Origin of the sequence: Stenotrophomonas sp. SbOxS2 (assembly GCF_013416715.1) — a bacterium.
In the GTDB taxonomy this organism is placed as follows: Bacteria; Pseudomonadota; Gammaproteobacteria; order Xanthomonadales; family Xanthomonadaceae; genus Stenotrophomonas; species Stenotrophomonas lactitubi.
On record NZ_JAAVXD010000007.1, the window covers coordinates 277,141 to 303,234 of the forward strand.

At 66.9% G+C, this 26,094-nt stretch carries 25 protein-coding genes; 1 reads left to right on the forward strand and 24 read right to left on the reverse strand.

The window, feature by feature from the left end:
- Positions 1–9: 9 nt before the first annotated feature.
- The 19 genes from HFK18_RS15990 to HFK18_RS16080 all read right to left on the reverse strand — a co-directional run bounded on the left by HFK18_RS15990 (position 10) and on the right by HFK18_RS16080 (position 19,563).
- A complete protein-coding gene (locus HFK18_RS15990; RefSeq protein ID WP_180167001.1) occupies positions 10–525 on the reverse strand; it encodes a flagellar basal body-associated FliL family protein in 516 nt (171 codons plus the stop codon).
- Between the two features lie 222 nt (positions 526–747).
- Positions 748–1,881: a flagellar hook-length control protein FliK gene (locus HFK18_RS15995; RefSeq protein WP_180167002.1), complete on the reverse strand. Its 1,134-nt coding sequence runs from the start codon at positions 1,879–1,881 to the stop codon at positions 748–750.
- Positions 1,881–2,363 carry a flagellar export protein FliJ gene (fliJ, locus tag HFK18_RS16000; protein WP_089241011.1) on the reverse strand — a complete coding sequence of 161 codons (483 nt, stop codon included), beginning with the start codon at positions 2,361–2,363 and terminating at the stop codon, positions 1,881–1,883. The genes HFK18_RS15995 and fliJ overlap by 1 nt, the downstream gene beginning before the upstream one ends.
- Positions 2,360–3,760 (reverse strand): FliI/YscN family ATPase, encoded by a 1,401-nt coding sequence (locus HFK18_RS16005; RefSeq protein WP_089241013.1) that lies wholly within the window; start codon positions 3,758–3,760, stop codon positions 2,360–2,362. Before HFK18_RS16005 ends, fliJ begins: the two co-directional genes overlap by 4 nt.
- Complete coding sequence (locus HFK18_RS16010) at positions 3,757–4,365, reverse strand: FliH/SctL family protein (RefSeq protein ID WP_180167444.1); 609 nt, start codon at positions 4,363–4,365, stop codon at positions 3,757–3,759. The genes HFK18_RS16005 and HFK18_RS16010 overlap by 4 nt, the downstream gene beginning before the upstream one ends.
- Before the next feature lie 29 nt (positions 4,366–4,394).
- Entirely contained in the window at positions 4,395–5,381 is a 987-nt protein-coding gene (gene fliG, locus HFK18_RS16015) for a flagellar motor switch protein FliG (protein ID WP_089241304.1), read from the reverse strand.
- Between the two features lie 10 nt (positions 5,382–5,391).
- Positions 5,392–7,038, reverse strand: coding sequence for a flagellar basal-body MS-ring/collar protein FliF (gene fliF / locus HFK18_RS16020; protein WP_180167003.1), 1,647 nt, complete (start codon positions 7,036–7,038; stop codon positions 5,392–5,394).
- 12 nt (positions 7,039–7,050) lie between these two features.
- On the reverse strand, positions 7,051–7,416 hold the full coding sequence (gene fliE, locus HFK18_RS16025; RefSeq protein WP_025878997.1) for a flagellar hook-basal body complex protein FliE: 366 nt from the start codon (positions 7,414–7,416) through the stop codon (positions 7,051–7,053).
- 800 nt (positions 7,417–8,216) lie between these two features.
- Entirely contained in the window at positions 8,217–9,722 is a 1,506-nt protein-coding gene (locus tag HFK18_RS16030; RefSeq protein WP_180167004.1) for a sigma-54 dependent transcriptional regulator, read from the reverse strand.
- The gene (locus HFK18_RS16035; RefSeq protein WP_049460600.1) at positions 9,719–10,096 is read right to left on the reverse strand and encodes a response regulator transcription factor; all 378 of its coding nucleotides are present in this window, start codon (positions 10,094–10,096) and stop codon (positions 9,719–9,721) included. Before HFK18_RS16035 ends, HFK18_RS16030 begins: the two co-directional genes overlap by 4 nt.
- 14 nt (positions 10,097–10,110) lie before the next feature.
- Complete coding sequence (rpoN, locus tag HFK18_RS16040) at positions 10,111–11,520, reverse strand: RNA polymerase factor sigma-54 (RefSeq protein ID WP_180167005.1); 1,410 nt, start codon at positions 11,518–11,520, stop codon at positions 10,111–10,113.
- A 300-nt stretch (positions 11,521–11,820) separates the two neighbouring features.
- Positions 11,821–12,453, reverse strand: a complete 633-nt coding sequence (locus HFK18_RS16045; RefSeq protein ID WP_025879002.1) for a response regulator transcription factor — start codon at positions 12,451–12,453, stop codon at positions 11,821–11,823.
- A 91-nt stretch (positions 12,454–12,544) separates the two neighbouring features.
- Positions 12,545–13,123, reverse strand: coding sequence for a PilZ domain-containing protein (locus HFK18_RS16050; protein ID WP_180167006.1), 579 nt, complete (start codon positions 13,121–13,123; stop codon positions 12,545–12,547).
- On the reverse strand, positions 13,120–13,413 hold the full coding sequence (locus tag HFK18_RS16055) for a hypothetical protein (protein WP_099818402.1): 294 nt from the start codon (positions 13,411–13,413) through the stop codon (positions 13,120–13,122). The genes HFK18_RS16050 and HFK18_RS16055 overlap by 4 nt, the downstream gene beginning before the upstream one ends.
- Complete coding sequence (gene fliS, locus HFK18_RS16060; protein ID WP_089241027.1) at positions 13,410–13,826, reverse strand: flagellar export chaperone FliS; 417 nt, start codon at positions 13,824–13,826, stop codon at positions 13,410–13,412. The genes HFK18_RS16055 and fliS overlap by 4 nt, the downstream gene beginning before the upstream one ends.
- A 129-nt stretch (positions 13,827–13,955) precedes the next feature.
- Positions 13,956–15,374, reverse strand: coding sequence for a flagellar filament capping protein FliD (fliD, locus tag HFK18_RS16065; protein ID WP_180167007.1), 1,419 nt, complete (start codon positions 15,372–15,374; stop codon positions 13,956–13,958).
- Between the two features lie 443 nt (positions 15,375–15,817).
- A complete protein-coding gene (locus tag HFK18_RS16070) occupies positions 15,818–16,996 on the reverse strand; it encodes a flagellin (protein ID WP_100552480.1) in 1,179 nt (392 codons plus the stop codon).
- Positions 16,997–17,082: 86 nt separating this feature from the next.
- Complete coding sequence (locus HFK18_RS16075) at positions 17,083–18,273, reverse strand: flagellin (protein ID WP_100552481.1); 1,191 nt, start codon at positions 18,271–18,273, stop codon at positions 17,083–17,085.
- A 72-nt stretch (positions 18,274–18,345) separates the two neighbouring features.
- On the reverse strand, positions 18,346–19,563 hold the full coding sequence (locus HFK18_RS16080; protein WP_100552482.1) for a flagellin: 1,218 nt from the start codon (positions 19,561–19,563) through the stop codon (positions 18,346–18,348).
- A 31-nt stretch (positions 19,564–19,594) separates the two neighbouring features.
- Here HFK18_RS16080 and HFK18_RS16085 point away from each other — a divergent pair, with 31 nt between their 5' ends.
- Entirely contained in the window at positions 19,595–19,768 is a 174-nt protein-coding gene (locus HFK18_RS16085; RefSeq protein WP_180167008.1) for a hypothetical protein, read from the forward strand.
- A gap of 194 nt (positions 19,769–19,962) precedes the next feature.
- On the opposite strand, the gene flgL is transcribed toward HFK18_RS16085, so the two are convergent.
- From flgL to flgH, 5 genes are read right to left on the reverse strand one after another with little or no spacing between them, the layout of a single operon-like run.
- Positions 19,963–21,165 carry a flagellar hook-associated protein FlgL gene (gene flgL / locus HFK18_RS16090; RefSeq protein ID WP_180167009.1) on the reverse strand — a complete coding sequence of 401 codons (1,203 nt, stop codon included), beginning with the start codon at positions 21,163–21,165 and terminating at the stop codon, positions 19,963–19,965.
- Positions 21,162–23,042: a flagellar hook-associated protein FlgK gene (gene flgK / locus HFK18_RS16095; RefSeq protein WP_180167010.1), complete on the reverse strand. Its 1,881-nt coding sequence runs from the start codon at positions 23,040–23,042 to the stop codon at positions 21,162–21,164. Before flgK ends, flgL begins: the two co-directional genes overlap by 4 nt.
- Before the next feature lie 8 nt (positions 23,043–23,050).
- Positions 23,051–24,244, reverse strand: a complete 1,194-nt coding sequence (gene flgJ, locus HFK18_RS16100) for a flagellar assembly peptidoglycan hydrolase FlgJ (protein ID WP_100552485.1) — start codon at positions 24,242–24,244, stop codon at positions 23,051–23,053.
- Position 24,245: 1 nt separating this feature from the next.
- Positions 24,246–25,388, reverse strand: a complete 1,143-nt coding sequence (locus HFK18_RS16105; RefSeq protein ID WP_180167011.1) for a flagellar basal body P-ring protein FlgI — start codon at positions 25,386–25,388, stop codon at positions 24,246–24,248.
- 2 nt (positions 25,389–25,390) lie between these two features.
- Positions 25,391–26,083, reverse strand: coding sequence for a flagellar basal body L-ring protein FlgH (gene flgH / locus HFK18_RS16110; RefSeq protein WP_025879104.1), 693 nt, complete (start codon positions 26,081–26,083; stop codon positions 25,391–25,393).
- Between the last annotated feature and the right edge of the window lie 11 nt (positions 26,084–26,094).

The following is a 26,094-nucleotide window of genomic DNA, read 5'->3' on the forward strand; positions in this document are numbered from 1 at the left end:
GGGGAGCCCTTACTGGGTCACGAAGCTGGTGAACAGCAGGTCGTCGGCACCGTTGCTGCCGGTCTCTGCCTTCAGCACCTTCTGCACTTCGGCCAGCGAATCGGCCTGCAGTTTCTGCTTGCCGGCGATGTCGGCGATCTGCTGCGGGCTGACCTGCGAGAACAGCATCAGCAGGCGTGCGCGGAGGGCCGGGGCATGGGTCTTGATCGCTTCCAGCGCGGCCGGATCGCGGGTCATCAGCTGCACTTCCACCTGCAGGTAGCGCGGGCCGTCGATCGAACCGTTGAGGTTGACCACGAACGCCGGTTCCAGTGCGAAGTACTGCGCCGGGGCCGGGGTGGCAGTCTTCTTCGGCGCCTGCGCGGTCTTGTCTTCGTGCTTGGACTGGGTGAAGAACCACACCCCGCCACCGGCGGCGCCGGCGGCCAGTACGGCGACCAGGGCGGTGATCAGGATCGGACTGCGCGGCTTGGCGGTCTTGTCCTTCTCGGCGGTCTTCTTGGTTTTGTCAGCGGCTGCGGCCACGGGGTGAAGCTCCTGAGGGTTGCTTCACCGGGATATGCAAGGGGTGTGCCGGAGTGACCGGCGAGGGGTGCGACGGAATTCTGTCGGGTGTTCATATCGGTAGCGCCGGGCCATGCCCGGCGGGATGTCGGGAATCCGCCGGGCATGGCCCGGCGCTACCCGTGTTCTGGTGGGTGCCAACCGTCCCGCTCTGGTAGGTGCCAACCTTGGTTGGCACGCCTGTCAGGCGTAAGCGTCCAGCAACCCGCGCTGGCGGATCAGCTGCGATGCCGACACTGTGGTGTCGCCCAGTGACGGTTCTCCGTCACCACCGCGACCGCCGCCGGCCTCGCTGCCCGGATTGCCGTCGCCGCTGTGCTGCTGGCCGACATCGGCATGGGCCAGCTGGAAGCCCTGCTCGCCGAGCAGTTCACGCAGGCGCGGCAGGCTGCTTTCCAGCGCCTGGCGTACGTCGACGTGCGGGCTGCTGAAGCTGGCATGCACCTTGTCACCGTTCATCTGCAGACGCACGTCCACCGGCCCCAGGTCTTCCGGATTGAGGCGGATGTGGGCATGACCGATCTTCTGGTCAGCCAGCCAGCCGATGCGCGCGCCGATGGCCTGGTCGAAACCATCGTCGCCCAGTACCGGCTTCGGTGTGGGTTCGCCGTTGAAGACAGCATTGCTGGCCAGTGCGGCCTTAAGGTCCTGCAGGGCGGCGGGCAGCGGGGGCTGCAGCGGCGCCGGCGGCGCGCGGTCGCCGATCTGCAGGCTGTCGCCATCCTCGGCCCGATCCAGCGCCTTGCCACCCAGCACCAGTTCGGGCAACGGCAGGCCGCTGGCCTCACCGTCGCCGGCAGCGGATGCCGATGCGCTGACCGCGGCTGGTGCCGCTGCGGCGGGAAGTGCCGGCGCAGCCAAGGGCAGTGCACCGCCGTCGGCATCGCTGGCCGTCGGCGGCGGCACAACAGGCACCGGATCGACGCCGGTGGGCACGGCCAGCACCAGACCGGCCAACCCCAGCGGCGGCCAAGGCGCGTCGTCCGTGCTGTCCGGGGAGTCCTTGTCATCGGCAGCTGCCGACGTTGCCGGTGCAGCGGGTGTCGAAGTCGCAGGGTCAGTGGCGGCGGTTTCGCCGTCGCCCGGCCGTGGCGTCGTCTTGCCCGGATTAGCATCGGAAGTCGATGGAGCGGTGGTAGGTTTCGCCGGGCTGCTGGCGGTGGCCGCAGCACCGGTAGTGCTGCTCGACGCGCTGCCACCCTGCAGCATCTGGCCGAAATCCTTGCCCGAATCACTGCTCGAAGTGCGTGCACCGCTGGCATTGCCGCTGCCGCCGGGCGTCGGTGCGCTGGCGTTGCTGCTCAGGGGGGAGGGCATCACGATCGGCCTCCCTGCTCGCCATCATCCTGGTCTTCGGTCTGCGCCAGGCGCGCGCGACGTGCGCCGATGTCATCCATCTCGCGCTGGTCGCGGCGGTCGGTCACCACCTTTTCCTGCGCGCGGTAGCTGGCGGCCAGCTGTTCCAGCACCGCCTTGTCACGGCTGGCCAGGATCAGGCGTGCGCGCTCGGCTTCGACCTTCTCGCGGTTGCCGTTGACGGTCTGCTGCTGCTGTTCCACCGCGCTGTCCAGCCGGTCCAGGAAAGCGCGCCGGTTCAACAGCTGCGCCGGGCTGGTCGCGGCCATCTGCGCGTCGGCCATCTGCTGCGAGGCATATTCCTCGGCGTAGCGACGCAGTTCGTCCAGGCGCGACAGATGGGTGTCGAGCACGGTCTGGCGCTCGGCAAGGTCGCGGGCGACCGCGTCCTCGTGTTCCTGGGCCCGCTTCAGCAGCGGATCGATGCGCTTGGACTGGATCATGTCAGCCTCTCATTCTCTTGTTCCACCAGGCGCTGCAACGCCGCCTGGCTGTGCGGTAGATCTGCGGCCTTGGCAACATCCTGGCCGAGGAATTCCATGATTTCCGGCCAGCGCTCAAGGGCTTCATCGGTCGCGGCGTCGTTGCCGCGCTGATAGGCGCCGATGGCGATCAGGTCGCGGTTGGCCGAGTAGGCCGAGACCAGCCGTTTCAGCTTGCGGATGCGCAGGCGCCACGGTTCGTCGGCGATTTCCGTGACCACGCGGCTGACCGACGATTCCACGTCGATGGCCGGGTACAGGCCGCTGTCGGCCACCCGGCGCGAGAGCAGGATGTGGCCGTCGAGAATCGCGCGTGCTGCATCGGCGATCGGATCCTGCGGATCGTCGCCCTCGGTCAGCACGGTGTAGAAGGCGGTGATCGAACCGCGGCCCTTGGCGCCATTGCCTGCGCGTTCGACCAGTGCCGGCAGCTTGGCGAACACCGATGGCGGGTAGCCGCGTGTAGTGGGGGGCTCGCCCACCGACAGACCGATCTCGCGCTGTGCCTGGGCGAAGCGGGTCAGCGAATCCATCAGCAGCAGGACGTTCAGGCCCTGGTCGCGGAACCACTCGGCGATGGCGGTGGCGCGGTAGGCGCCATGCAGGCGGGCCAGCGGCGGGCGGTCGGCCGGGCTGGCCACCACCACGGCGCGGCGCAGGCCTTCCTCGCCGAGGGTGCTTTCAACGAAATCGCGCACTTCGCGGCCACGCTCACCGATCAGGCCGACCACGATCACGTCGGCGGCGGTGTAGCGGGTCATCATGCCCAGCAGCGTCGACTTGCCGACGCCGGATCCGGCGAACAGGCCGACACGCTGGCCGCGACCAATCGGCAGCAGCGCATTGATCGCGCGCACGCCCACATCCAGGGGCTGGGTGATCGGTTCGCGTGCGAGCGGATTGATCGATACGCCGGCCATGCCGACGTGGCCTTCCGCGCGGATCGGACCCTTGCCGTCCAGCGGCACGCCATCGCTGTCGATGACGCGGCCAAGCAGGCCTTCGCCCACTTCCACGCCGCCACGGCGGGCCGATGGCACCACCCGTGCATTCGGCAGCAGGCCATGCAGTTCGGCACTGGGCATCAGGTAGGTGCGTTCGCCGGCGAAGCCAACCACTTCGGCATCGACCCAGCCGCCGTCGACCACTTCCACCTTGCAGCTGGCGCCCAGCGGTGCTTCGCAGCCGACCGCCTCAAGTGTCAGGCCGACCGCCCGGCGCAACACGCCCTCGCGGATCAGCCCGCGGCCGTGCGCGGTGTCGACCTTCAGGCCGTCGAGACGGTTGGCCAGGCGCAGGTTGCGGGGAATGGTCCAGTCGGCCGGCGGAGACGACGGCGATGCGGTGTCGGTGTTCATGCGATGGCTCCGGTCTGGCGGATCACGGCATCCAGCGCGCCGCGCAGGCGCGCTTCCAGCGTGCCGTCGATGCGCACCGCTTCGGCATGCACGCGCAGATCGCCACGGCTCAGGCTGGTGTCGGGCACAAGGCGCTGCTGCGGCGACAGGGTCAACAACGGGGCGAGGGCGGTGATGTCATCCGGATGCAGGCGCACTTCCACCTCACGGTTGCTGCCGCCAACGGCGTCAATCGCCTCGCCGACCAGTTGCCCCAACAGCGCCGGATCGGCCTCGTAGGCACGGCCGACCAGCGCACCGGCGATGCGTACCGCCAGTTCGCCGAGCGCGCCGACCACTTCATTTTCCAGGCGCGCCAGCGGCCGCCCGAAGTTGTCGAGGATGCCCTCGATCTGTGCGACCAATCGGCGCACCTCGGCCTGGCCCTGGCTGAAACCATCGGCATGGCCGTGGTCGAAACCTTCTTTCTCGGCGCTGTCCTGGATCGCCTGGATTTCTTCCAGGGTAGGCAGCTGCAGCGGCGGCTCCGGCTCATGCTCCGGGTCCGGCTCGGTGAGTTCGAAGGCATCGTCGTGGTCCAGCACCGGTTCGGGCTGGGCCAGCAGGTCCGGGGCAAGCCAGCGCACGACGTTGCTCACAACATCGCCTCCGCGCTGCCGCCGATGGTGACGGTGCCTTCATCGGCCATGCGCTTGACGATGGCCAGGATCTCGCGCTGCGCCACTTCCACGTCGGACAGGCGCACCGGGCCGCGTGCTTCCATGTCTTCCAGCAGGATCTCGGCCGCGCGCTGGGACATGTTGCGGGTGATCTTGTCGCGCACCTTGATGTCGGCGCCGCGCAGGGCCAGGCCCAGCCGCTCGCCGCTGACTTCGCGCAGCACCAGCTGCATCTCGCGGTCGTCCAGGTCCACCAGGTCGTCGAACACGAACATCAGGTCCTGGATGCGGCCACTCAGCGGCGCATCGATGCGTGCGATTTCGCCCAGGATGGCCTGGTCCTGTCCGCTGTCCATGAAGTTGAGGATGTTGGCCGCGCACTGCACGCCGCCGATGTTGGACGACTTCAGGTTCTGGTTGCCGGCGAACTGGCGTTCCATGATCTCGTTGAGTTCGTTCAGCGCATTGGGCGGAATGCCGTCGAGGGTGGCGATGCGCAGCAGCACGTCCACACGGGTGCGGTCGGGCAGCAGCTTCAGCGCATCGGCGGCCTGGTCGGTTTCCAGGTGCGCCATCACGATGGCGATGATCTGCGGGTGCTCGTTGCGCACCAGGTCGGCCACCGCACGCGGGTCCATCCACTTCAGTGCATCCAGACCGGTGGTGTTGCGGCCCAGCAGGATGCGGTCGATCAGGTTGCCGGCCTTTTCGCTGCCCAGCGCCTGCACCAGCATGTTGCGGATGTAGTCGTCCGAGCCCACGCCCAGCGAGGTCTTCGAGCCCAGCTCACTGCTGAACTGGTCCATCACCCGTTCCACCTGTTCGCGGGTGATGTCGGACATGGTGGCCATGGCGATGCCGATCTTCTGCACCTCCTTCGGTTCCATGTGGCGCAGCACTTCGGCCGCGTCCAGTTCACCCAGCGACAGCAGCAGGACGGCGGCGCGCTGCACGCCGGTCAGGGGGGCGACCTCAGTCATTGGCCACCCAGCCCTTGACCACCTGGGCCACGCGCTTGGAGTCGGTCTTCACGGCTTCACGCGCCATCCGCAGTCGTTCCTCATAAGAATCCACCGGCAGGGCCAATGCTTCCGGCCCGCCCAGGCTTGCCCGGTCGGCGCCGAGCGCCGGCAGCGGGGTGCCATCGTCATCGACCAGCTGCACGTCCGCGGTATGCGGTTCCAGCGCCAGTTCTTCGTTCCTGCGGTTCTGCCCGGTCATGCCGCGCAGTGCCGGGCGCAGCACGCCGAACAGCAGCGCCATCACCACCAGCGCACCCAGCAGCATGCGGCCGGCATCGTGCACCCACGGCAGTTCCCACCAGGCTGGGCCTTCCACCGGCGTGGTATCACGCACGAACGGGGCATTCATCACCGACACGGTGTCGCCGCGCTCGGCACTGAAGCCGACGGCCTGCTTGACCAGTGCCTCGACCCGGGTCAGTTCTGCCGCCGACAGCGGCTGCGGTGCAACCTTGCCGTTGGCGCCGGCGCGCGGCACGTTGTCCACCAGCACCGCCACCGACACGCGCTTGATGCGGCCCGCTGGCTGGCGGGTGTGCTGCAGGGTACGGTCCAGCTCGTAGTTGCGGGTCGCGTTCTTGCTGCTTTCGGTCGGTGCCTGCGCGGTGGCCGGTGCGGCGGCCTGGCCCGGCGGGCTGTTGCTGGTCGCACCCGGTACGCCCTGCGGGCCCGGCGTGCTGCTGCTGTTCTCGCTCATCTGCTCGCTGCGCAGTTTCTGCGGCTCGCCGTTGTAGAGCTCGCGCGCTTCTTCGGTCACCGAGAAGTCCATGTCGACGCTGACTTCCGGGTTGACCCGGCCGGGACCGGTCATCGGTTCCAGCAGTTCGCGGATGCGCTGGTTGAACGAGGTTTCCTGGCGGCGCACCTGTTCGAACTGAGCAGCGTTGACCGCCGCTTCGCTGTTCGGGTCACTGACGCTGAGCATGCGCCCGCTCTGGTCGACCACGGTGACGCGTTCCGGCGCCAGATCGGGAATGGCGGCAGCCACCATGTGCACGATCGCATCGACCTGGCTGCGTTCCAGCTGCTGGCCGCCGCGCAGTTCCAGGGTGACCGAGGCACTGGCCACGTCACGCTGGCGGGTGAACGCGCTGGGCTTGGGAATGGCCAGATGCACGCGCGAATCGCGCACCGGGCGCAGCGTGTTGATGGTGCGCGACAGCTCGGTTTCCAGCGCGTGCTGGTAGCGCGCGCTTTCCACGAACTGGCTGACACCGAAACCGGGGTCGCGCTCCATCAGCTCGAAGCCGAGTTTGCCGCTGTCGGTCAGGCCCGAGCCCGCCAGTTTCAGGCGGGCATCGTGCAGGTTCTTTTCCGGCACGGTGATGCCACCGGTGGCCGGGTCCAGCTGGAACGGAATCTGTGCGGCACGCAGCAGGTCGGTCGCTTCAGCGGTGGCCTTCTGGTCCAGGCCGGTGTACAGCGGCACCATGCCCGGCTTCTGCGACCAGAAGAACACGAACAGGCCTGCCGCCACGGCCACGGCGATCATCGCCATCAGTCCGAGCCGACGGGTGATCTGCAGGCTTTGCAGCCGGTCGAACCACTGGCCCGCCTTTTCGGCGTTCAGGGATTCCTTGGAGAGCGACAGGGCCATGCGGTTCTATCCTTACAGCGGCATGTTCATCACGTCCTGGTAAGCCTGGACGAGACGGTTACGGACTTCCACGGTGGCGCGAAAGGCGATCTGGGACTGCTGCGAGGCGACCATCACCTTGGCCAGGTCGGCACCGGGTTCACCCAGTTCGAAGGCTTTGGCGAGGGCGCCGGATTTCTGTTGCGCATCGTTGACGCCGGCGATGGCGCCGCGCAGGGTTTCGGTGAAGCTGGCAGGCTGGACCTGCGGCGCATCCAGCACCGTGCCCGGCAGGGCATTGCTACGCGGCGCTTCGGCCAGCGGGTTGAGCGCGGGCTGTCCCACCTGGGTCTGGTAGGAGCGGATCTGGGAAAGGATCGAAGTGACGGAGTGGGACATCTGCAACGGTTCCAGAAACAGGGATGGGGGTGTCTGCTGGAGCTAGTGCAAGTGCCGTGCCGAAATCGCTGATCGGTTCAGTGACGTGAGGGTTGGGGGGTGTTCGGCAGGGCTGCGCCCTGCACCTGCCGAATCAACGTCAACGTCAAAAACCTGCATTCCGTGGGATGGCGGGGTGGGTCCGGTTGCGGGGGACGCCGTGAATACGTCCCTGTAGGCTCGGTCGCGCCATCCATGGCGCTCACGCCCCCGCAACCGGACCCACCCCGCCTTCGACAGATCTCCGCGATGTGTCGGAGCGGCGTTCTGTGCTGCTGGTGGGTGTCGACCTGGGTCGACACAGTAAATCCACGCCATGCGTGGCTGGGGCGTTCTTGGGGATGTGTGACGCGTCATTTCACCGGCGTCGGTTTTTTGGCCTATGGCTGCAATGGGAGCGGCGCAGCCCTTCAACAGATATATGTGTCGACAGATACTCCGCGTGCTTCGCAGCCGGCTCGACGCTACGTGGCGCGAACCCTCCGTCACAAGGAAACCGTCGGAGGCGTGGGCGGGTCAGGGTGCGGGGGCGTGAGCGCCATGGATGGCGCGACCGAGCTTACATGGACGTACTTGCAGCGTCCCCCGCACCCTGACCCGCCCGCGCATCGCGCAGGAAGCCAGCTGTTGCCGTTGCTTCGGCCGTTGCTTCAGTTGTTGCCTCTGCGGGTGCCGGGCGGGAGCCCGGCAACAACACCCCACAAACACCAACGCCCGGGCAAGCCCAGGCGTTCGTGCCCCCTTCATGCTGGCAACGCGGGTCAGCTGGCCAGTTCGGCCGGCTCGCGTTCGATGCCGTACTTGCGCAGCTTTTCCACCAGGGTGGTGCGGCGCAGGCCGAGCAGCTGGGCGGCGTGGGCGACCACGCCCTGGGTGCGTTCCAGTGCTTCGTTGATCAGGCCCAGTTCGATGTTGGCCATGTGGTTGCGCAGGTCCAGGCCGTCGTCCGGCAACGCGGCGGGCGCTGCGGCGCGGTTGACCGCGATGCCGTGTTCGAGCGACGGTTGGTTGCCGCTGCCCGGGGTATGGAACGAGAAGCTGCGCAGGTCCAGGCGCTCTTCGCTGGCAACCACCGGCGGCGCTGCGGCAACTGCCACGGCGGCCAGTGCGGCATCGCCGCGATAGCGTGCCGGCAGGTCCTGCACGCGCACCGAGCCACCCGGGTGCAGCACCGCCAGGCGTTCGACCAGGTTGGTCAGCTCGCGCACGTTGCCAGGCCACTCATAGCTGGCCAGCGCCTGCAGCGCTTCCGGCGTAAAGCGCACTTCGCCGCGGCCGGTGCGCGCCAGCTGGGTGGCGATGGTTTCCACCAGCGCCGGCAGGTCTTCGCGACGCTCGCGCAGGGCCGGCACGTCGATCGGGAAGACGTTGAGGCGGTAGAAAAGATCCTCGCGGAACTTGCCATCGGCAATCCGGCTTTCCAGGTCGCGATGGGTCGCGGCGATCACCCGCACGTTGCAGCGGATGGTCTGGTTGCCGCCAACACGCTCGAAGCTGCGCTCCTGCAGCACGCGCAGCAGCTTGACCTGCATCGGCAGGCTCATGTCGCCGATCTCATCGAGCAGCAGGGTGCCGCCCTCGGCCATTTCGAAACGGCCCTTGCGCGCGGTCAGCGCGCCGGTAAAGGCGCCTTTCTCGTGACCGAACAGTTCGCTTTCCAGCAGTTCCGCCGGAATCGCGCCGCAGTTGATTGCCACGAACGGACCATCGCGGCGCGGCGAGCGCTGGTGGATGCTGCGCGATACCACTTCCTTGCCGGTGCCCGATTCGCCGAGCACCAGCACGGTGGTGTCGAACGCGGCAACCTGTTCGATCATCGTGCGCAGTGCGCTGACCGCCGGACCGTTGCCGGTCGGGCCCTGGTCCTGCACGGCACCGGCCTGGTGTTCGGCATCCAGGCGCTTGAGGCTTGCGCGACGCAGCAGGGCTTCCATCTGCGCATGGCGCAGCGGTGCCTCCAGCGGCCAGATGTTGGCTTCATGCAGGCCATGCCGGTGGGCGAACGCAGTGGCGTCACCGTCGGCCAGCAACACCGGCGGCGGCAGGCTGCTGCCACCCAGCCACGCATACAGCGCGGTGCTGGCGGCACTGTCGTCCAGGTTGCCGACGATCACCGCCATCCAGTCGTTCTGACGCTGGCGGGCCAGGTCGAAATCGGCGGCGTCGGACACCCAGCGCGGGTTGAAGTCCATGAATTCCAGCAGGGCGACGGTGCGCTCGGCACGCACCGCATCGTTGTCCAGTACCAGGATGCGCGATTCGCTCACGACCGATCCTCCCTGAGGCCTTCCAGGATCGGCATGACTTCCTGGATGTAGGACAGCTTGCTGACGAAGTTGTCGGCGCCGGCGCGCAGCGCGTGTTCGCGGTGCTCGACGTCGTCGAAGTGGCTGGCAATCACGATGTACGGTGCATCGTCCTGCGACTTGATCAGGCGGGTGGCCTGCAGGCCGCCCATTTCCGGCATTGCCAGATCCATCAACACCACCTGCGGGCGCAGGCTTTCCGAGCGTTCGATCGCTTCCAGGCCGTTGCCGGCGCTGCCGACGATCTGCAGCCAGTCGATCTTGCGGAAGTGGCGCATCGCCGCGTTGATGAAGCCCTCGTGGTCATCGACCAGCAGAACTGTGAGCTTGTTCATGTCCAACATCCTTTTCAGCCCACCCGGGCCAGCTGCGGTTGCCTGGCGTTGACCCGGCGCCGTTCGCGGGCCGGGGCGATATCCAGTTGTTCGCGGTATTTTGCGACGGTTCGTCGGGCGATGTTCACCCCCTGGCGGGACAGCAGGCCAGCGATGGCCTCGTCCGCCAACGGGCGTCCTGCCGGTTCGGCGTCGATCAGGCGGCGGACCATGGCCTTGACCGCCTGGCCGGACACGCTCGCGCCTTCCAGGCGCACGGCGAAGAAGTGCTTGAGCTCGAAGGTGCCGCGCGGGGTCTGCAGGTACTTGCCGGTGGTGATGCGCGAAACGGTGGATTCGTGCATGCCGATTTCCTCGGCCACTTCCTTCAGGGTCAGCGGTGCCATGGCTTCCTCGCCACGTACCAGGAAGGCCGCCTGGCGCTCGACGATCACCCGCGCGGTGCGCAGCAGGGTGTCATAGCGCATCGACAGGCCGCGGCTGAACCAGCGCGCCTCCTGCAGCATCTCGCGCAGCGCGGGGGCGGCCTCGCTGGTCTCGGCCAGGGCCTGTTCGTACTGGCTGTTGATCGATACCCGGCGGCTGGTGGCCGGGTTCAACGCCACCTTCCATTGTTCATCGGCGTGCCAGGCGACCACGTCGGGCACCACCACTGCATTGCGCTCGGGCAGCAGGCTGTCGCCCGGGCGCGGCTGCAGCGACAGGATCAGGCGAACGGCTTCGCGCACGTCCTCGATCTCGGCATCGTGCTGGCGGGCGAGGGCAGGGTAGTCGTGGGCGGCCAAGGCATCGAGCGCGCCGTCCAGAATGCGCGCGGCGAGATGACGTGCCGGCACCACCCCGTGCAGGCTGCACAGCTGGGCCAGCAGCGATTCGCGCAGGTCCTGCGCGGCCATGCCGGCCGGCTCGCCCTGCAGCAGGTGCTGACGGATCGCTTCAACGCCGTTGGCATCGATATCGAACTGCGCACTGGCCAGCAGTTGCAGCTGTGCCAGCGGTGCCTGCAGGTAGCCGGCATCGTCGCAGTGTTCCAGCCAGAAGGCGGCCACGGCCAGTTCGCGCTCGTCCAGGTCCAGCGCCAGGCGCTGCAGCACGCGCAGCTGCGGGTCGCTCGACTCGCCAGCGGCAATGCGCGCCATGCGGTCGTCATCGCCGTCCTGCCAGTTGGCGCCGGACACATCCCACATCGAGGATTCGGGCAGCTCGTCGAACGCAGCCGTATCGAGCGTGGTGCTGGCTGCATCGGTGGCTTCAGCGGCGGGCGCTTCGGCGTCTTCGATTTCCAGCAGCGGATTGGATTCCAGCAGGCGCTGGATTTCCTGCTCCAGGTGCAGGCCGTCGAGCTGCAGCAGCCTGATCGACTGCAGCAACTGCGGGGTGAGGTGAAGCTGTTGACCCAGCTGGGTCGAAAGTGAAGCCTTCATCGTGAGTCCCCGGCGCCGCTCCCCGACGCCTTGTGGAACACATCTTGCTTTTGATCCGGCAGGCGCGGAATCGGGGGGTTCCTGAGGGGGTTGGTGGTATTCCCGACAGCTTGTAAGGAAATTCCCTACACAAGCGCGGGAATTTGACGATTCCGGTCGCTAAATCGTTGATTCGTGGTCGATCGCCGTGCTGCTCGCCCGCGCTCCTCGTACGGAATCCCGTCGGGGCACGTGTGGGTGACGGTATTTCGTCGCCAAGCCCGTGGGCGGCACCACGGCGTTACCCGTGTCGCGAGGACGTCATTCCAGCTCGTGCTGGTGGCGCGCAGCCAGCAGCAGCAGATCGTTGGCGCGACGGCAGCCCAGTGATTCCATCATTCGCGCGCGATGGGTCTCCACCGTCTTGACGCTGATGCCAAGGTCGGCGGCGATTTCCTTGTTGCTCTCGCCCTTGCCGATGCGGCGAAGGATCTCGCGCTGGCGCGGCGACAGTGCGGCTATGCCGGTCGGCTTTTCGCGGCCGAGCATCGGTGCCAGCATCTTGGCCGAGATCTGCGGGCTCAGGAACACCTGGCCAGCATGCGCGGCACGCAGCGCCAGTTCCAGTTCCTGCGGCGCGGCATCCTTCACCACGAAACCGACGGCGCCGCGATCGAGTGCATCGCGTACGTGGGCGGCGTCATCATGCATGGTCATCATCACGATGCGCGTACCCGGTGCGCGCAGGCGGATGTCGCTCAGTGCTTCCAGGCCGGTACGGCCGGGCAGCGACAGGTCCATCAGCACCACGTCCGGTGCGTGCTGCAGGGCCATCTGCAGTGCCTGTTCGGCATTGCTGGCCTCGGCGACGAGCTGCACGTCGGCAAACCCCTGCAGCAACCGCGCCAGGCCGGCGCGAACCAGGGTGTGATCGTCGACGATGAGAACTCGCACAGGCACGCTGGAGGTTGGGGAGGGGGGTCCACCTTAACTTAGCTGAACGGGCACGCCAAGGGCTGGCCGTATGCCTGCATGGTGGCAGATTTCAGCGTGCGCGACGGGCCTCGGCCACCTGCCGCCGATGCAGCCGGAACAGATGCCGTTCCATTGCCATTTCCAGACCATCGCCGAGGTGATGGAAACGCAGCCACAGGTAGTGGCCGCCGCCGCCATCGGCTGCTTCGGCGATGACTTCCACCGGCAGGTCGATATGGTCGGGCAGCCAGTCGCTGGGTTGCAGGCGGACGACGCCGGCCTGGCCGGGCAGGCTGCCACTGCGCGGGCCCAGCTGCAGGCGGATGCCGCGGCGCGACCAGCGCACCGGGCGCAGCGTCGGTTCCTGGCCCTGCTGGCGGATCAGGCGGCCGAGCAGGACCATGGTCAGGTCCACCTTGGCTTCCAGGCGCTGCAGCTGCAGGCTGGCTTCGCTGCGTTCTTCGTGTTCGTCGATGCGACTGTCTTCGACCAGCGCCAGGCTGCGCAGCAGGCCTTCGGCACTGCTGGTCCGGCCTGTTGCACTACCGGCCTGGAACTCGGCGGGAAGGGCCAGTTCGCAGCTGAGCGTTTCGTCGAACAGCTCGCTTTCGGCCGGGTGGTGCAGGGACGTGGTCGGCAGGACGGTCATGCCAGCGATTCTGCCTGCAGGTAGGCATGCGCGGCGCGAAGGGAGCGGCGGCCGTCCTGCATCTGCACCGATACGGCATCGCGACGCTGGCGCAGCAGGCCAATCAGGCTCTGCTGGCGTTCCAGCAGCGCCGACAGCGGTGCGTGGTCGGCGCTGGTCAACGGTTGGCTCAGCAGTGCATGCAGGGTGCTGTCATGGCCGTCGAGCAGGCTGTCGGCCTGTTCGAATGCCTCTTCGTCGAGGGCCTTCTCGAAGGCATCCAGCTGCGCATTGAGTTCAAGCAGGCTCATGGCGCCACCGCCGCGGGACGGCGCTGTTCGTGCGGAATGGCATTCCAGGCACCGTCGATCTCGCCCAGCAGCTGCAGCGATTCGTCCAGTGCAGCGCGGTCGTTGTGCAGGTTGGCCTCGGTCAGGCGCTGCAGCAGATAGTCATACAGCGCCGACAGGTTGCCGGCGATCTCGCCGCCGGCTTCATGGTCCAGCGAGCCGTTGAGGTGGGCGACGATCGCGCATGCTTCGCCGATCGCCTTGCCCTTGCCGGCCTGGTCGCCCTGCTCGAGCGTGGCCTGTGCACGGCGCACGCGCTCCAGTGCGCCGGACAGCAGCAGCGCCACCAGTTTGTGCGGATCGGCATCGGCGACCGCACTGGTCACACCCACCTGGCGGTATTGCTCGGCGTACTGACGGCTGGAACCGTACATTCGTGATTCTCCCTTGCGCGGGGTGCCGGGGTGCGGTCGAAGGGACCGTTGACGCCGGCACTGCGATGATTGCTGTTGCGTCCGTTATCGGTGCGTACGGCGCCAAACTTGAGCGCCGCGCGTGTTTCCTCAGCGGTTCAACTGGGCCAGCTGCTGCTGCAGCGCGGTGTTGCTCTGCTGCAGCTTGCCCATCAGGCTGTCCAATGCCACGAACTGCTTCTTGTAACGGGCCTCGACACCGACCATGCGCGCGTCCAGGTCCTTGCGGCGCTTGTCGATGTTGTCCAGCGTGGTGTTCAGTCCCTTGGTGCGGGCGACGAACGCGCCTTCCTTGCCGACCGTGGTGCTGACGTAGCCGTCAACCAGCGAATACAGGCGGCCGGCACCGCCGGTATCGCCGGTGACCGCCTGGCGGATCTTTTCCGGCTGGGCGGCGAGGGCGGCAGCGAACTTGGTGCTGTCCAGCACCAGGGTGCCATCGGCGTTGGGGTAGCCGCGGGTCTGCAGGCCCAGCGCCTTGGCGTCCAGCTGGTCGCCTGCCAGGTCCTTGAGCACGCCGGACATCGTCGAACGCAGCTGCGCGATCGCACCACGCATCTGTGCGTCGCCGGTCAGTGCAGCCGCTTTCTTGGTCTTCGGGTCGTACTTGGTTTCGGTGTTGATCGCCGCGACGGCCGCGTTGTAGGCGGTCACGAACTCCTGCATCACCTTGGTCGCGGCAGTGGTGTCGGTGCTGATGACCACCGTGCTCTTGCCCTGTTCCTTCAGGTTCAGGGTCAGGCCTGGCACGGCATCGGCCACGGTGTTGCTGGCACTCACTACTTCCACACCATCAATGGTCAGCAGCGCATCCTTGGCGGGGCTGTTTTCCTTCAGGCTGCCGACCAGCGCGCCCAGCTTCGTATCGCTGCCGGCGTACTCCAGCTTGATGGCGCTGGCTGCACCGGTCTTTTCCTGGGCGATGGACAGGTACTGGTTGTCGCCGGAGGTGATCAGTGTCGCCTGCACGCCTTCCTTGCGGCCAGCGGCGTCGATCTTGTTGCGGACGGTGGTAAGGGTGTCGCCTTCCTCCACCTGCACGTTCATCGTCTTGGCCTTGTCGCCCACGCCGACGGTCAGCGTCAAGGTTCCGGCACCGAAGGTGTCGGTCTTGGGCACCGAGGTGTCGGCGATCAGCTTGTGCGCCGATGCCAGGTTCTTCACCTCGATCAGATGGGTGCCGTTGGACGCGGCGGCCTTGCTGGTGCCGACGTCGTACAGCGCTACCGACGCGGTCAGCACATCGTTGGCGTTGTTGGGGCCGGCTTTGCCGGTGGCGGTGACGGTGCGGGTGTCGAAGGCAGTAGTGGCCTTCAGCGCGGTCAGGGCGGTCTTCAGCTTGTCGAAGGCCGAGGTGACCGTGCCGAGCGACGACAGCTGCATCTTGGTCTTGGACTGCTGCAGGTTCAGCGCGTTGTCGGCCGGCTTGCGGTCCGCCGCGACCAGCTGGTTGACGATGCTGGAGATGTCCAGCCCTGAGCCAATGCCACCGTATCCAAAGTCTGCCACGTCGTTTCTCCTGGTATACGGGCCTGGCCATCGTGCGGCGGCCCGTCGTCAACGAAAATAGCGGCCTGCGCCGCTGGGTCTTGAGGACTTCGTTGATGCATGCGCCGTGCCACTGGCCGGAAGGGCAGTTCTGGCACGCCGGTTGCAGGAGGTCTGGGGCAGGGTGCGGGTGGGTTCACCGCGGGCTGCCGGGGGTCTGTAAAAAACCCTCCCCCAATGCAGGGGAGGGATCAGGCTACTGACAATCGGGGGGAGACGAAGCCGCCCGGTACGTACAGTCAAAATGCACAACGCTGAAAGAGAGGTCCGCAGGGGCGGGCGATGCCAAGCCGGTTCGGGACGCTTCCCGGGCCGGGCATGGCCCGCATCTGTGTACGCCGTGGCTGTCGGGTTGCCGCTACCGTCGGTTCAAGCCGACGGTAGCGGCGCCTTCTTGCCGTGGATCAGCGCAGCAGGCTGAGCACGCCCTGCGGCACCTGGTTGGCCTGGGCCAGCATGGCCGTACCGGCCTGCTGCAGGATCTGGGTGCGGGTCAGCTCGGCGGTTTCCTTGGCGAAGTCGGTGTCCTTGATGCGGCTACGCGACGAGGACAGGTTTTCCGACGAGGTCTGCAGGTTGGCTACGACCGAGGTGAAGCGGTTCTGGATCGCACCGAGGTCGGCGCGGGTGCTGTTGATCGCACCCAGGGCCTTGTCGACCACTTCCAGCGACTGCTGGGCGCCGAGCACGGTGCTCACATCCAGCTTCTGCACGTTGGCGGCGGTGTCGGTGCCGGCGGTGTAGGCGCCGGCTGCAGCCTTCGCGCCCCACACGCCAGTACCGGCGTTCAGGTCGCTGCGCTCCAGGGCGATGTCGGCGGCCACGATGGCCTTGCCTTCCTTCACCGAGCTCAGCTTCATCGTGCCGTCGGCATTGGCTTCGGCGTAGATGCCGGCCTCACCGATCTTGGCGTTGATCGCGGTCGCGACCGCCTTCGAAGCGTCTGCGGTGGTGGCGCCGGCCTTCAGTTCGACCGTACCGATGTCCACACCCATCACCTTGCCGGTGATGCGTGCGCCGTCGGTGCTGGCAACCAGGGCGTCAGTTGCGCCGTTGGCGAAGGTCGCGGTGCCCAGCGAGCCGGCCTTGGCGTCGATGGTCTTGTCGATGGCGATCGACTGGCCGGCGTTGGCGCCCACCTGGAACAGCTGGCTGGAGAACGAGCCGTCCAGCAGCTTGGTGCCGTTGAAGTCCGACTGCTTGGCGACGCGGTCGATTTCCGAAACCAGCTGGGTCACTTCGGCCTGCAGCGCCTTGCGGTCGCTGGCCGAGTTGGTGGCGTTGGAGGCCTGCACCGACAGCTCGCGGACGCGCTGCAGGTTGTTGCCGATTTCAGTCAGCGAACCTTCGGCGACCTGGGCCAGCGAAATGCCGTCGTTGGCATTGCGGATGGCGACGTCGGTGCCACGGATCTGGGTGCCGAAGCGCTCGGAGATTGCCAGACCGGCCGCATCGTCCTTGGCGCTGTTGATGCGCGAACCGGAGGACAGGCGCTGGATGGTGGTGGCCAGCGAGCTGCCACTGGTGCTCAGGTTGCGCTGAGCATTCAGGGACATGGTATTGGTGTTGATGACTTGTGCCATGGTGCTTTTCCTTTGGCGAAGGTGGAACGTGTTTCAGGATCCGGGCGCCGCGTCATGCAGCGCCCGGAGGTCGATCAGAGAGCAGATCAGCGCAGCAGGCTGAGCACGCCCTGCGGCACCTGGTTGGCCTGGGCCAGCATGGCCGTACCGGCCTGCTGCAGGATCTGGGTGCGGGTCAGCTCGGCGGTTTCCTTGGCGAAGTCGGTGTCCTTGATGCGGCTGCGCGACGAGGACAGGTTTTCCGACGAGGTCTGCAGGTTGGCCACGACCGAGGTGAAGCGGTTCTGGATCGCACCGAGGTCAGCGCGGGTGCTGTTGATCGCGCCCAGGGCCTTGTCGACGATTTCCATCGCCTGCTGGGCGCCCTTCACGGTGCTGACGTCCAGGTTGCTGGCGTACTTCGCTGCCGGGGCCGCAGCAGCGGCAGTGGCGGTGAAGGTGGCCTGCGTGTTGCCTGCCCAGGTGCCCGGAGTGGCAGTGATGGCCTTGAACGAGCCATCGGCATTGGCGCTGTCCTTGACCGAAGTCAGGGTCACGCCGGCGGTGCCGTTCACTTCGGCGTAAACGCCGGTTTCACCGATCTTGGCGTTGATGGCGGTCACCAGCGCTTCACGCGACGCCTTGCCGGTGGCAGCGGCGTCGGCGCCCTGCTTGACCGAGACATCGGCGATGGCCACACCGTTGATCGACAGGCCGGTGGTGGTGAAGTCCGCATTGGTGCCCGGGTCGGCCAGGACCAGCGCGTTGGTGTCGAACTTGGCGCCACCCAGGGCATTGGCCTTGGCATCGATGGTCTTGTCGATGGCGATGGCCTGGCCGGCGTTGGCGCCGACCTGGAACAGCTGGCTGGAGAACGAGCCGTCCAGCAGCTTGGTGCCGTTGAAGTCCGACTGCTTGGCGACGCGGTCGATTTCCGAAACCAGCTGGGTCACTTCGGCCTGCAGGGCCTTGCGGTCGCTGGCCGAGTTGGTGGCGTTGGAGGCCTGCACCGACAGCTCGCGGACGCGCTGCAGGTTGTTGCCGATTTCGGTCAGCGAACCTTCGGCGACCTGGGCCAGCGAGATGCCGTCGTTGGCATTGCGGATGGCAACGTCGGTACCGCGGATCTGCGTGCCGAAGCGCTCGGAGATGGCCAGACCGGCCGCATCGTCCTTGGCACTGTTGATGCGCGAACCGGAGGACAGGCGCTGGATGGTGGTGGCCAGCGAGCTGCCGCTGGTGCTCAGGTTACGCTGAGCATTCAACGACATCGTGTTGGTGTTGATTACTTGTGCCATGAGGAGAGGTCCTTGAGCGGTTGCACGTGAGTTGGGTTAGACGCCCCCGACGTGCCCCGGGGGCGGCTCATGTCAGCGCTGCAACAGGCTGAGCACGTTCTGCGGTACCTGGTTGGCCTGGGCCAGCATGGCCGTACCGGCCTGCTGCAGGATCTGGGTGCGGGTCAGCTCGGCGGTTTCCTTGGCGAAGTCGGTATCGCGGATGCGGCTGCGCGATGCGGACAGGTTCTCCGAGGAGGTCTGCAGGTTGGCGACCACCGAGGTGAAGCGGTTCTGGATGGCGCCGAGGTCGGCGCGCACGCTGTTGACCGATTCGAGGGCCTTGTCGACGATCGACATCGCCTTCTGTGCGCCCTCGGCCGTGGTGACGTTCAGGTCCTTGACGAAGCTGGCCGTTGCGCCGGTCAGCGTGCCGCCGTTGGTGCTTGTCTCGGTCAGGCCCAGGCCGGCGATGGTGGCGGCGGTGACGCCGGCCGGCGGGGTGGCCGCGCTGACGCCCAGGGTGAAGGTCTGGCCGTCCTTGACCGACGCCAGGCTGACCACGCCGGCGTTGACGGAGGCAACCACGCCGGTTTCGCCCAGCTTGTTGTTGATCGCAGCAGCGGTGGCCGAGGTGATCGACTCGCCTGCCTTCACGGTGAAGTCGCTGACGGTGACCGTGGTGGCGGTGCCGCCCGGCGGGGTCACCGAGATCTGCAGGCCGGAGTAGGTGGTATCGGCGGTGGCCTTGTCGACGGCCAGTGCGGTGCCGGTGTAGCCGTTGGCAAAGTTGGCCGCGCCCAGCGAATCGGCCTTGGCGTTGACCACGCTGTTGATGGCGATGGCCTGGCCGGCGTTGGCGCCCACCTGGAACAGCTGGCTGGTGAACGAACCGTCCAGCAGCTTGGTGCCGTTGAAGTCGGCCTGCTTGGCGACGCGGTCGATCTCGCTGACCAGCTGGGTCACTTCGGCCTGCAGCGCCTTGCGGTCGCTGGCCGAGTTGGTGGCGTTGGAGGCCTGCACGCCCAGTTCGCGGATGCGCTGCAGGTTGTTGCCGACTTCGTTCAGCGAACCCTCGGCGACCTGGGCCAGCGAGATGCCGTCGTTGGCGTTGCGGATGGCCACGTCCAGACCACGGATCTGGGTGGTGAAGCGCTCGCTGATGGCCAGACCGGCGGCGTCGTCCTTCGCGCTGTTGATGCGCAGGCCGGACGAGAGGCGCTGGATGGTGGTAGCGAGCGAGCTGCCGCTGGTGCTCAGGTTGCGCTGAGCGTTGAGCGACATCGTATTGGTGTTGATTACCTGTGCCATGGGGTCGTCTCCTCTTATGTGGAACCCGTTGGTGAATGAAACGAAGCGCCGCCTGATTTTTTTGTTTGGCTGTGTGCTTCGCCGTTGCCAAATGAATAACGGCGCTTTGTCAACAACCTTTAGCGGGGAATTTCGTTGCAGCCGAATTTCGTCGCTGAAAGCTGTTTTTCCGGGGATTTCCGCCGGCCCGGAAGGGGCGGGGTGAACCCTGGAAGGGGTGGCCAGTCATGCCCGCCCCACGCTGATGAAGGTATCGGCGGGGCCCGGCTGGGCTTGATGGGCGATCCCGGCACATCCGCCGGGCATGGCCCGGCGAGCGCAGCGGTACATGACCGCGGAAACGAAAAAGGCCGCGATGCAGGGCATCGCGGCCTTGGGCTCCAACGCGGGCGCGTGGAATCAGCGGATCTTGTTGAACAGCGACATCGACTGCATCTGCGAGAACAGTGTCTGTGCCGCCTGCAATGCGGTGCTTTCCAGCTGGTACTGGCTCAACGCATCGGCGTAGTCCAGGTCACGCATCTGCGACAGCGTGGTCTTCAGCGTTACGCCATTGGCCTCGCGCATCTCCGCCGCATTGTCCAGCGCCTTCAGCTGCGCGCCACCGGCAGCGCGGGAATCGATCATCCGTTCCGCAGCGCGGCCGACATCACGCAATGCGCTCTGCAGCTCGTTCTGCTGCGCGGCCATCTTCGCCGGGGTACCGGTATCGGCATCCAGCGCGGCGATCAGCTTGTCCATGGTGCCGAAGATGTCGCGGCTGCTGGCGGCCTGCACATTGAAGCTGTCACCTGTCGCTGGTGCGCCCGCGATCTGCAGGCGAACGCCGTTGATCTCCAGTTCGCTGCCGGCCTTGTAGGTGCCGGTGATGGTCACGTTGCCGGCACTGTCGAGCACTTCGTACTGGTCGGCGGCAGTGAAGCGCACACTGAATGACTGCCCGTTCCAGCTGTCGCTGCCATCGCGGGTGATGTTGGTCAGCACGCCGTTGCCGGTGTTGCCTGCCGCTGCGCTGCCATCAACGAAGCCATCGCCGGTGGGAATGCGCAGGAAGATCTCGCTGCCGGGCAGGGCGTCGCGCACGTAGGTGTCAGGGCCGACTTCCACCTGGCGCTGGGTCTGGTCGCCGCGATAGACAACTTTGCCGTCAATCTTGGCGAACGGCGGATCGCTGTCGTTGGTACCACCGAACACGTAGCGGCCGGTGCCATCGCTGCTGTTGGCCAGCGACAGCAGACCGTCGCGGATCTGGTTCAACTCGGTGATCAGGGTCTTCTTGTCAGGCGCACTCAAGGCGGGATTGCTGGCCTGGATGGTCAGATCGTTGACGCGCGCCATCAGGTCGTTGACCTGGGCGAGGGTGTTTTCCTGCACGCCCAGGCGGTTCTGCACGTTGTTGCCGTTGAGCTTCATGCGCTCCAGTGCGGCCAGGCTGCGGTCCAGGCCAACCGCGGCACCTGCGGCGACCGGATCGTCCTTGGCGCTGACGATCTTGCTGCCGGTGGCGATCTGCTGTTCCAGATGGCTGAGCTTGGCCTGCTTGGCCATCATCAGCGCCACCGACTGGCTGTACATCATTCCGGTGGAAATACGGTTGCTCATCGGCGCACGGCTCCCAGGATGGTCTGGAACATGGAGTCGGCCGTGGAAATCAGCTGCGAGGCGGCCTGGTAGGCCTGTTGCAGGCGCAGCATGTCGGCCGCTTCCTCATCGAGGTTGACGCCGGACACTTCGTCACGCGCGGCCTGCGCTTGGTCGGCGATCACCTGCTGCGCCCCCAGCGAGTATTCCGCCGAACGCGCCGCCGCGCCGACCTGGGTGGTCAGCCCGCCCAACGCGCCGCCCAGCGTTACCGTGCCGGCGTTGAACGCCTTGGCCGATTCCACCTTGGACAGTTTGGTCGCGTTGCTGTTGTCCGACGAGCCGGCCGGGGTCGGAGTGATGTTGAAGGTGTCGCCATTCTTCGGCACGCCATCGAGCACGAAGCTCCAGCCGTTGGCGCTGATGGTCTGGCCGGGCGTGTAGGTCTGCGGCGGGCCACCATCGATGGTGTAGGTGGTGGCCGAGGTGAACACGATTGCAGCAGGATTGCGCAGGTTGGCGTTGGCTGAGTCGGTCACGGTCACGCCGCTCAGCTTGCCGGTACCGGTGTTGGCCAGTGCCGCCGCACCCTTGATCGCGGCCGCCGCGGCAATGCGCGAGGGATCGGTGATCGCCATCTCCAGGCTGCCGGCCACGCCGGCTGTCGGCTGCAGCAGGAAGCGGTCGTTGGCCGCCGGGGTACCACCGACCACCAGCTTCACGCCGTTGATGAGCAACGGGTCAGCGGCGGTGCCGGTACCGGTCAGCGGAACGCTCGCACCGGTGTCGGCGCGGCTGGCGGTCCAGTTGCTGCCATCGAACTTCAGCACAATGTTCTGCGCTTCCAGTTTGCCAAGGTCGCCATAGCTGGCGCTGATCGAACCGGTGCCGGTGTTGCTGGCATTGCCGGTGACACGCGGCGTGCCGATGTTGAAGAAGTCGCCGCCCATCTTGCCGTACAGATCGACGCCCTGGCGATGGGTGCTGTTGAAGGTCTCGGCCAGGCCGACAGCCAGTTTGCCCAGTTCGGCCTGGGCCGGGGTCAGCACGGTGTCGCGGAACTCGAGCAGACCCCCGATCTGGCCGCCCACCGCCTTCGGGTCCAGGGTAATGGTGCCGCCCTGGGTCTGCAGTGCGAGCTGCAGGCGCTCGGGCTGGTACGGGTCGGCCACCGTGGTGACCTTCGATGCAGTGGTGCCTACCACCAGCGCCTGGCCGCCGGCGGTGTAGACGTTCATGATGCCGCCGTCCTGGATCACCGCCGTGCCGCCGGTGTAGCCCACCAGCTGCGAGATCAACTGGTCGCGGCGATCGAGCAGGTCAGGGGCGGCGTTGGCGATGTTGGTGCCGATCGCGCCGTTGATCTGCGCGATCTCCGACGCCAGCCGGTTGACCTCGGTGGCACCGGCCATCAACCCGTTGTTGACCTCGCCATTGAGGTTGTTCAGATGGGTGTTGAGCTGGCTGAAGCGGTTGGCCAGCGCCTTGCCACCATCCAGCATGTTCTGCCGGTCGGCGGTGCCGGCCGCGTTGGAGGACAGGCCGCTGACGGTGTCGAAGAAGTTCGACCAGACCCCGGCCACGTTGGTGGCCGCGTCGGAGAACAGCGCATTGACCCGGTCGGCCATGCCCGAAAGCTGCTTCAGGCGCGCCAGCTCACCGCTGCTGTCGAGCAGGCGCGAGATCGCCAGCTGGTCGGCCGCGCGGCGGATGTCGACGATGCGGGTGCCGTTGCCAACGTCGCCGTAGCCATAGTTCTGCGGGGTGGCGGTGGCGAAGTCGACCTTCTGCCGGCTGTAACCGGGCGTGTTGAGGTTGGCCACGTTGTGGCTGGTGGTGGCCAACGCACGCTGGAAGGCGAGCAGGGCACTGGTACCGGTGGAAAGTACGCTGGACATGGGGTTCCTCAACGACGAGTGATACCCAGCGCCGCGGTTGCGGTGCTGGCGAAGGTCTGACCGATGCGTGAGCCGGCGTCGGCCACGGCGGCCACGGCGCGCTCGATGGTCGGGCCGCCGGCGATCGCGGCGATCTTGGCCGCGTAGCGCGGGTCGGTGGCATAGCCGGCGCGTTGCAGGCCGCGCGCGAAGCCCTGCACATCGGTGCCGGCCTGCAGCGCCTGCTGGTAGCGCGGGCTGGTCTTCAGCAGGCGCACGTAGTCGGCAAAGCTCTCCGCGGGCGAGGTGTAGGCGCGGAAGCTCGCGGTCTCGTTGCGGCGCACGCCATCGACATACTCATGGGTGCCAGCGGTAGCGCTCTGGCCCTTCCAGCCGGTGGCCTTGATGCCGAACAGGTTGTGCGAGGTGCTGCCGTCGGCATGCTTGATCTGGCGCTTGCCCCAGCCGGTTTCCAGCGCTGCCTGCGCAACCAGGGCGCGGGCGTCCACGCCCAGTTCCTTGGCCGCGCTCTGCGCGTGCTGCCAGATACTGGCGACGAAGCCTTCGGGTGTGTGCGCGCCCAGCTGGGCGACGGCGGTGCGGGTGGCCAGCGCATCGGCCGGGGTGCCGCTGCTGCCGCGGTTGCTGGCGGTCGGTGCCCACTGGTCGCTGGCAGCGGCCCAATCGGCACCACCGATGGCGCCGGCATAGGGATCGTCGGTGCCCAGCGAACGGTGCATGCTGCTGCTTTCCCGGCCCGCGATCAGGTCCAGCGCCTGCTCCATCGGTGCGACCGAAGACTGCGCGCCCTCCTGCACACCGGCCGCCATCTGCTGCAGCATGCGCACGGCCTGGCCGGCATCCTGCAGCGGCAGCGACGGCGCCGCCGGCGCATTGAGCTGGTAGGCGCGGCTGGCCTTGGCCGGATCCACCCGGGTATCCAGTGCCGGGCCATCGGCCTGCGCGCCGGACAACTGGCGGGTGATCATGCTCGACAGGCCCAGACCCTTGCCGCGGGTCATCGCCTCGGCGATCTTCTGGTCGTACATCTCCCGGAACATCTTGTTCTCGCCCGGGAACAGCGAATCGCCGAAGCTGGCATCACGCATGCTCTTGACCAGCATCTGCGCGAACTGGCCTTCAAGCTGGCGCGCGACCTTGTCGATCTTGGCCGGATCGTTCTGCTGTGCGGGGCTCAATTCGAATGCGGGAGTGATGCGCATGTCAGATCACCTCGAGCTCGGCGCTCAGGGCGCCGGCCTGCTTCAGTGCTTCCAGGATCGCGATCAGGTCACCCGGTGCCGCGCCAACGGCATTCACCGCATGCACGATCTCGTCCAGGGTGGTGCCGCCATTGAACTTGAACATGCGGCTGCCATCGTTGGTGGCGGTAATGGTGGACTGCGGCGTGGCCACGGTCTGGCCACCGGCAAAGGCGTTGGGCTGGCTGACGTTGGTGTTTTCCTGGATGGTCACCGTCAGCGAACCGTGCGAGATCGCGGCAGGGCCGACCCTTACCTGCTGGCCGATGACCACGGTGCCGGTACGCGAGTTGACCACCACCTTGGCCGGCGCAGCGCCGGGGGTCAGTTCCAGGTTTTCGATGCGGGCCAGCAGGCCGATGCGCGCACCGGCATCGGTCGGCGCGCGCACGGCAACCGTGCCACCGTCCACGGCGCGGGCCGAGCCCTCGCCAAAGGCATTGTTGAGTGCACCCACCATCCGCGAGATGGTGGTGAAGTCGCTGTTGTGCAGGTTCAGGGTGATCTCGCCGCTGGCACCGAATACATCGGGCAGGGCGCGTTCAACGGTCGCACCGTTGGGAATGCGGCCGACGCTGGGCACGTTCACCGAGACGCGCGAACCGTCCTTGCCCTGCGCGCCGAAGCCGCCGACGATCAGGTTGCCCTGGGCAATCGCATAGACCTGGCCATCGGCACCGCGCAACGGCGCCATCAGCAGCGAGCCACCACGCAGCGACACGGCGTTGCCGATGGAGGAAACAGTGATGTCGATCGGCTGGCCGGGCTTGGCGAACGGCGGCAGCTCGGCATGGATCGCCACGGCGGCAACGTTCTTCAGCTGCGGGTTGACGTTGGCCGGCACGTTGACGCCGAGCTCGCCCAGCAGGTTCTTCAGGCTCTGCACGGTAAAGGGCGCCTGGCTGGTGCGGTCACCGCTGCCATCCAGGCCGACCACCAGGCCGTAGCCCACCAGCGCATTGCCACGCACGCCACCCACCTGGGCCAGGTCCTTGATGCGCTCGGCGCTGGCCGGGGCCACCACCGCGAAGATCATGAACACTGCGCAGTAGATCGACGCAGCGCGTCGCTGCCAGGAAGAAGAGAAAAAGAGTTTCATGGCCATACTCAGAACGGCGTCAGGCCGGAGTTGAAGAAGCGGCTCAGCCAACCCATCGCGTTGGACTGCGCGACAGGGCCGCGGCCGCCATAGACGATGCGCGCTTCAGCCACGCGGCTGGAGGGCACGGTGTTGTCCGCGCTGATGTCACCGGGGCGCACGATGCCCTGAACCTGCACCAGTTCGTCGCCCTGGTTCAGGCGCAGGTTCTTCTGCCCCTGCACCACCAGGTTGCCGTTGGGCAGGCGCTGCACCACGGTCACGGTCACGTTGCCCTGCAGGCGGTTGCTCTGCGCGCTGTTGCCCTTGCCGGTGAAATCACGCGCGCCCTTGGCCGTTGCACTCAGGATGTCCTTGCCGCCCAGGGTGACCGGTGCGCCGAGAATCGACGGCGTACCGAGGCTCAGGTTCGATTCCTTATTGGTGGCGGTGTTGGCGCTGGTCTGCGCGGTGGTGTTTTCCAGCAGGGTGATGGTCAGCAGGTCGCCGACATCGCGCGCACGGCGGTCCGAGTACAGCTGCAGGGTCGGGCCGGCGGCGTAGATCGCGCCTGCGGTCGGCTCGGCCTGCGGCGGCATGATCGGCTGCAACGGCGCCATCGTCGGATAGGGGCGCACGTCGCCAGCGATCACGCAGCCACCGAGCAGGGCAGCCACGGCGCAGGCGAGGGCAGTACGGGCGAAGGAAGAAAGGGGCGACATGGCAGTTTCCC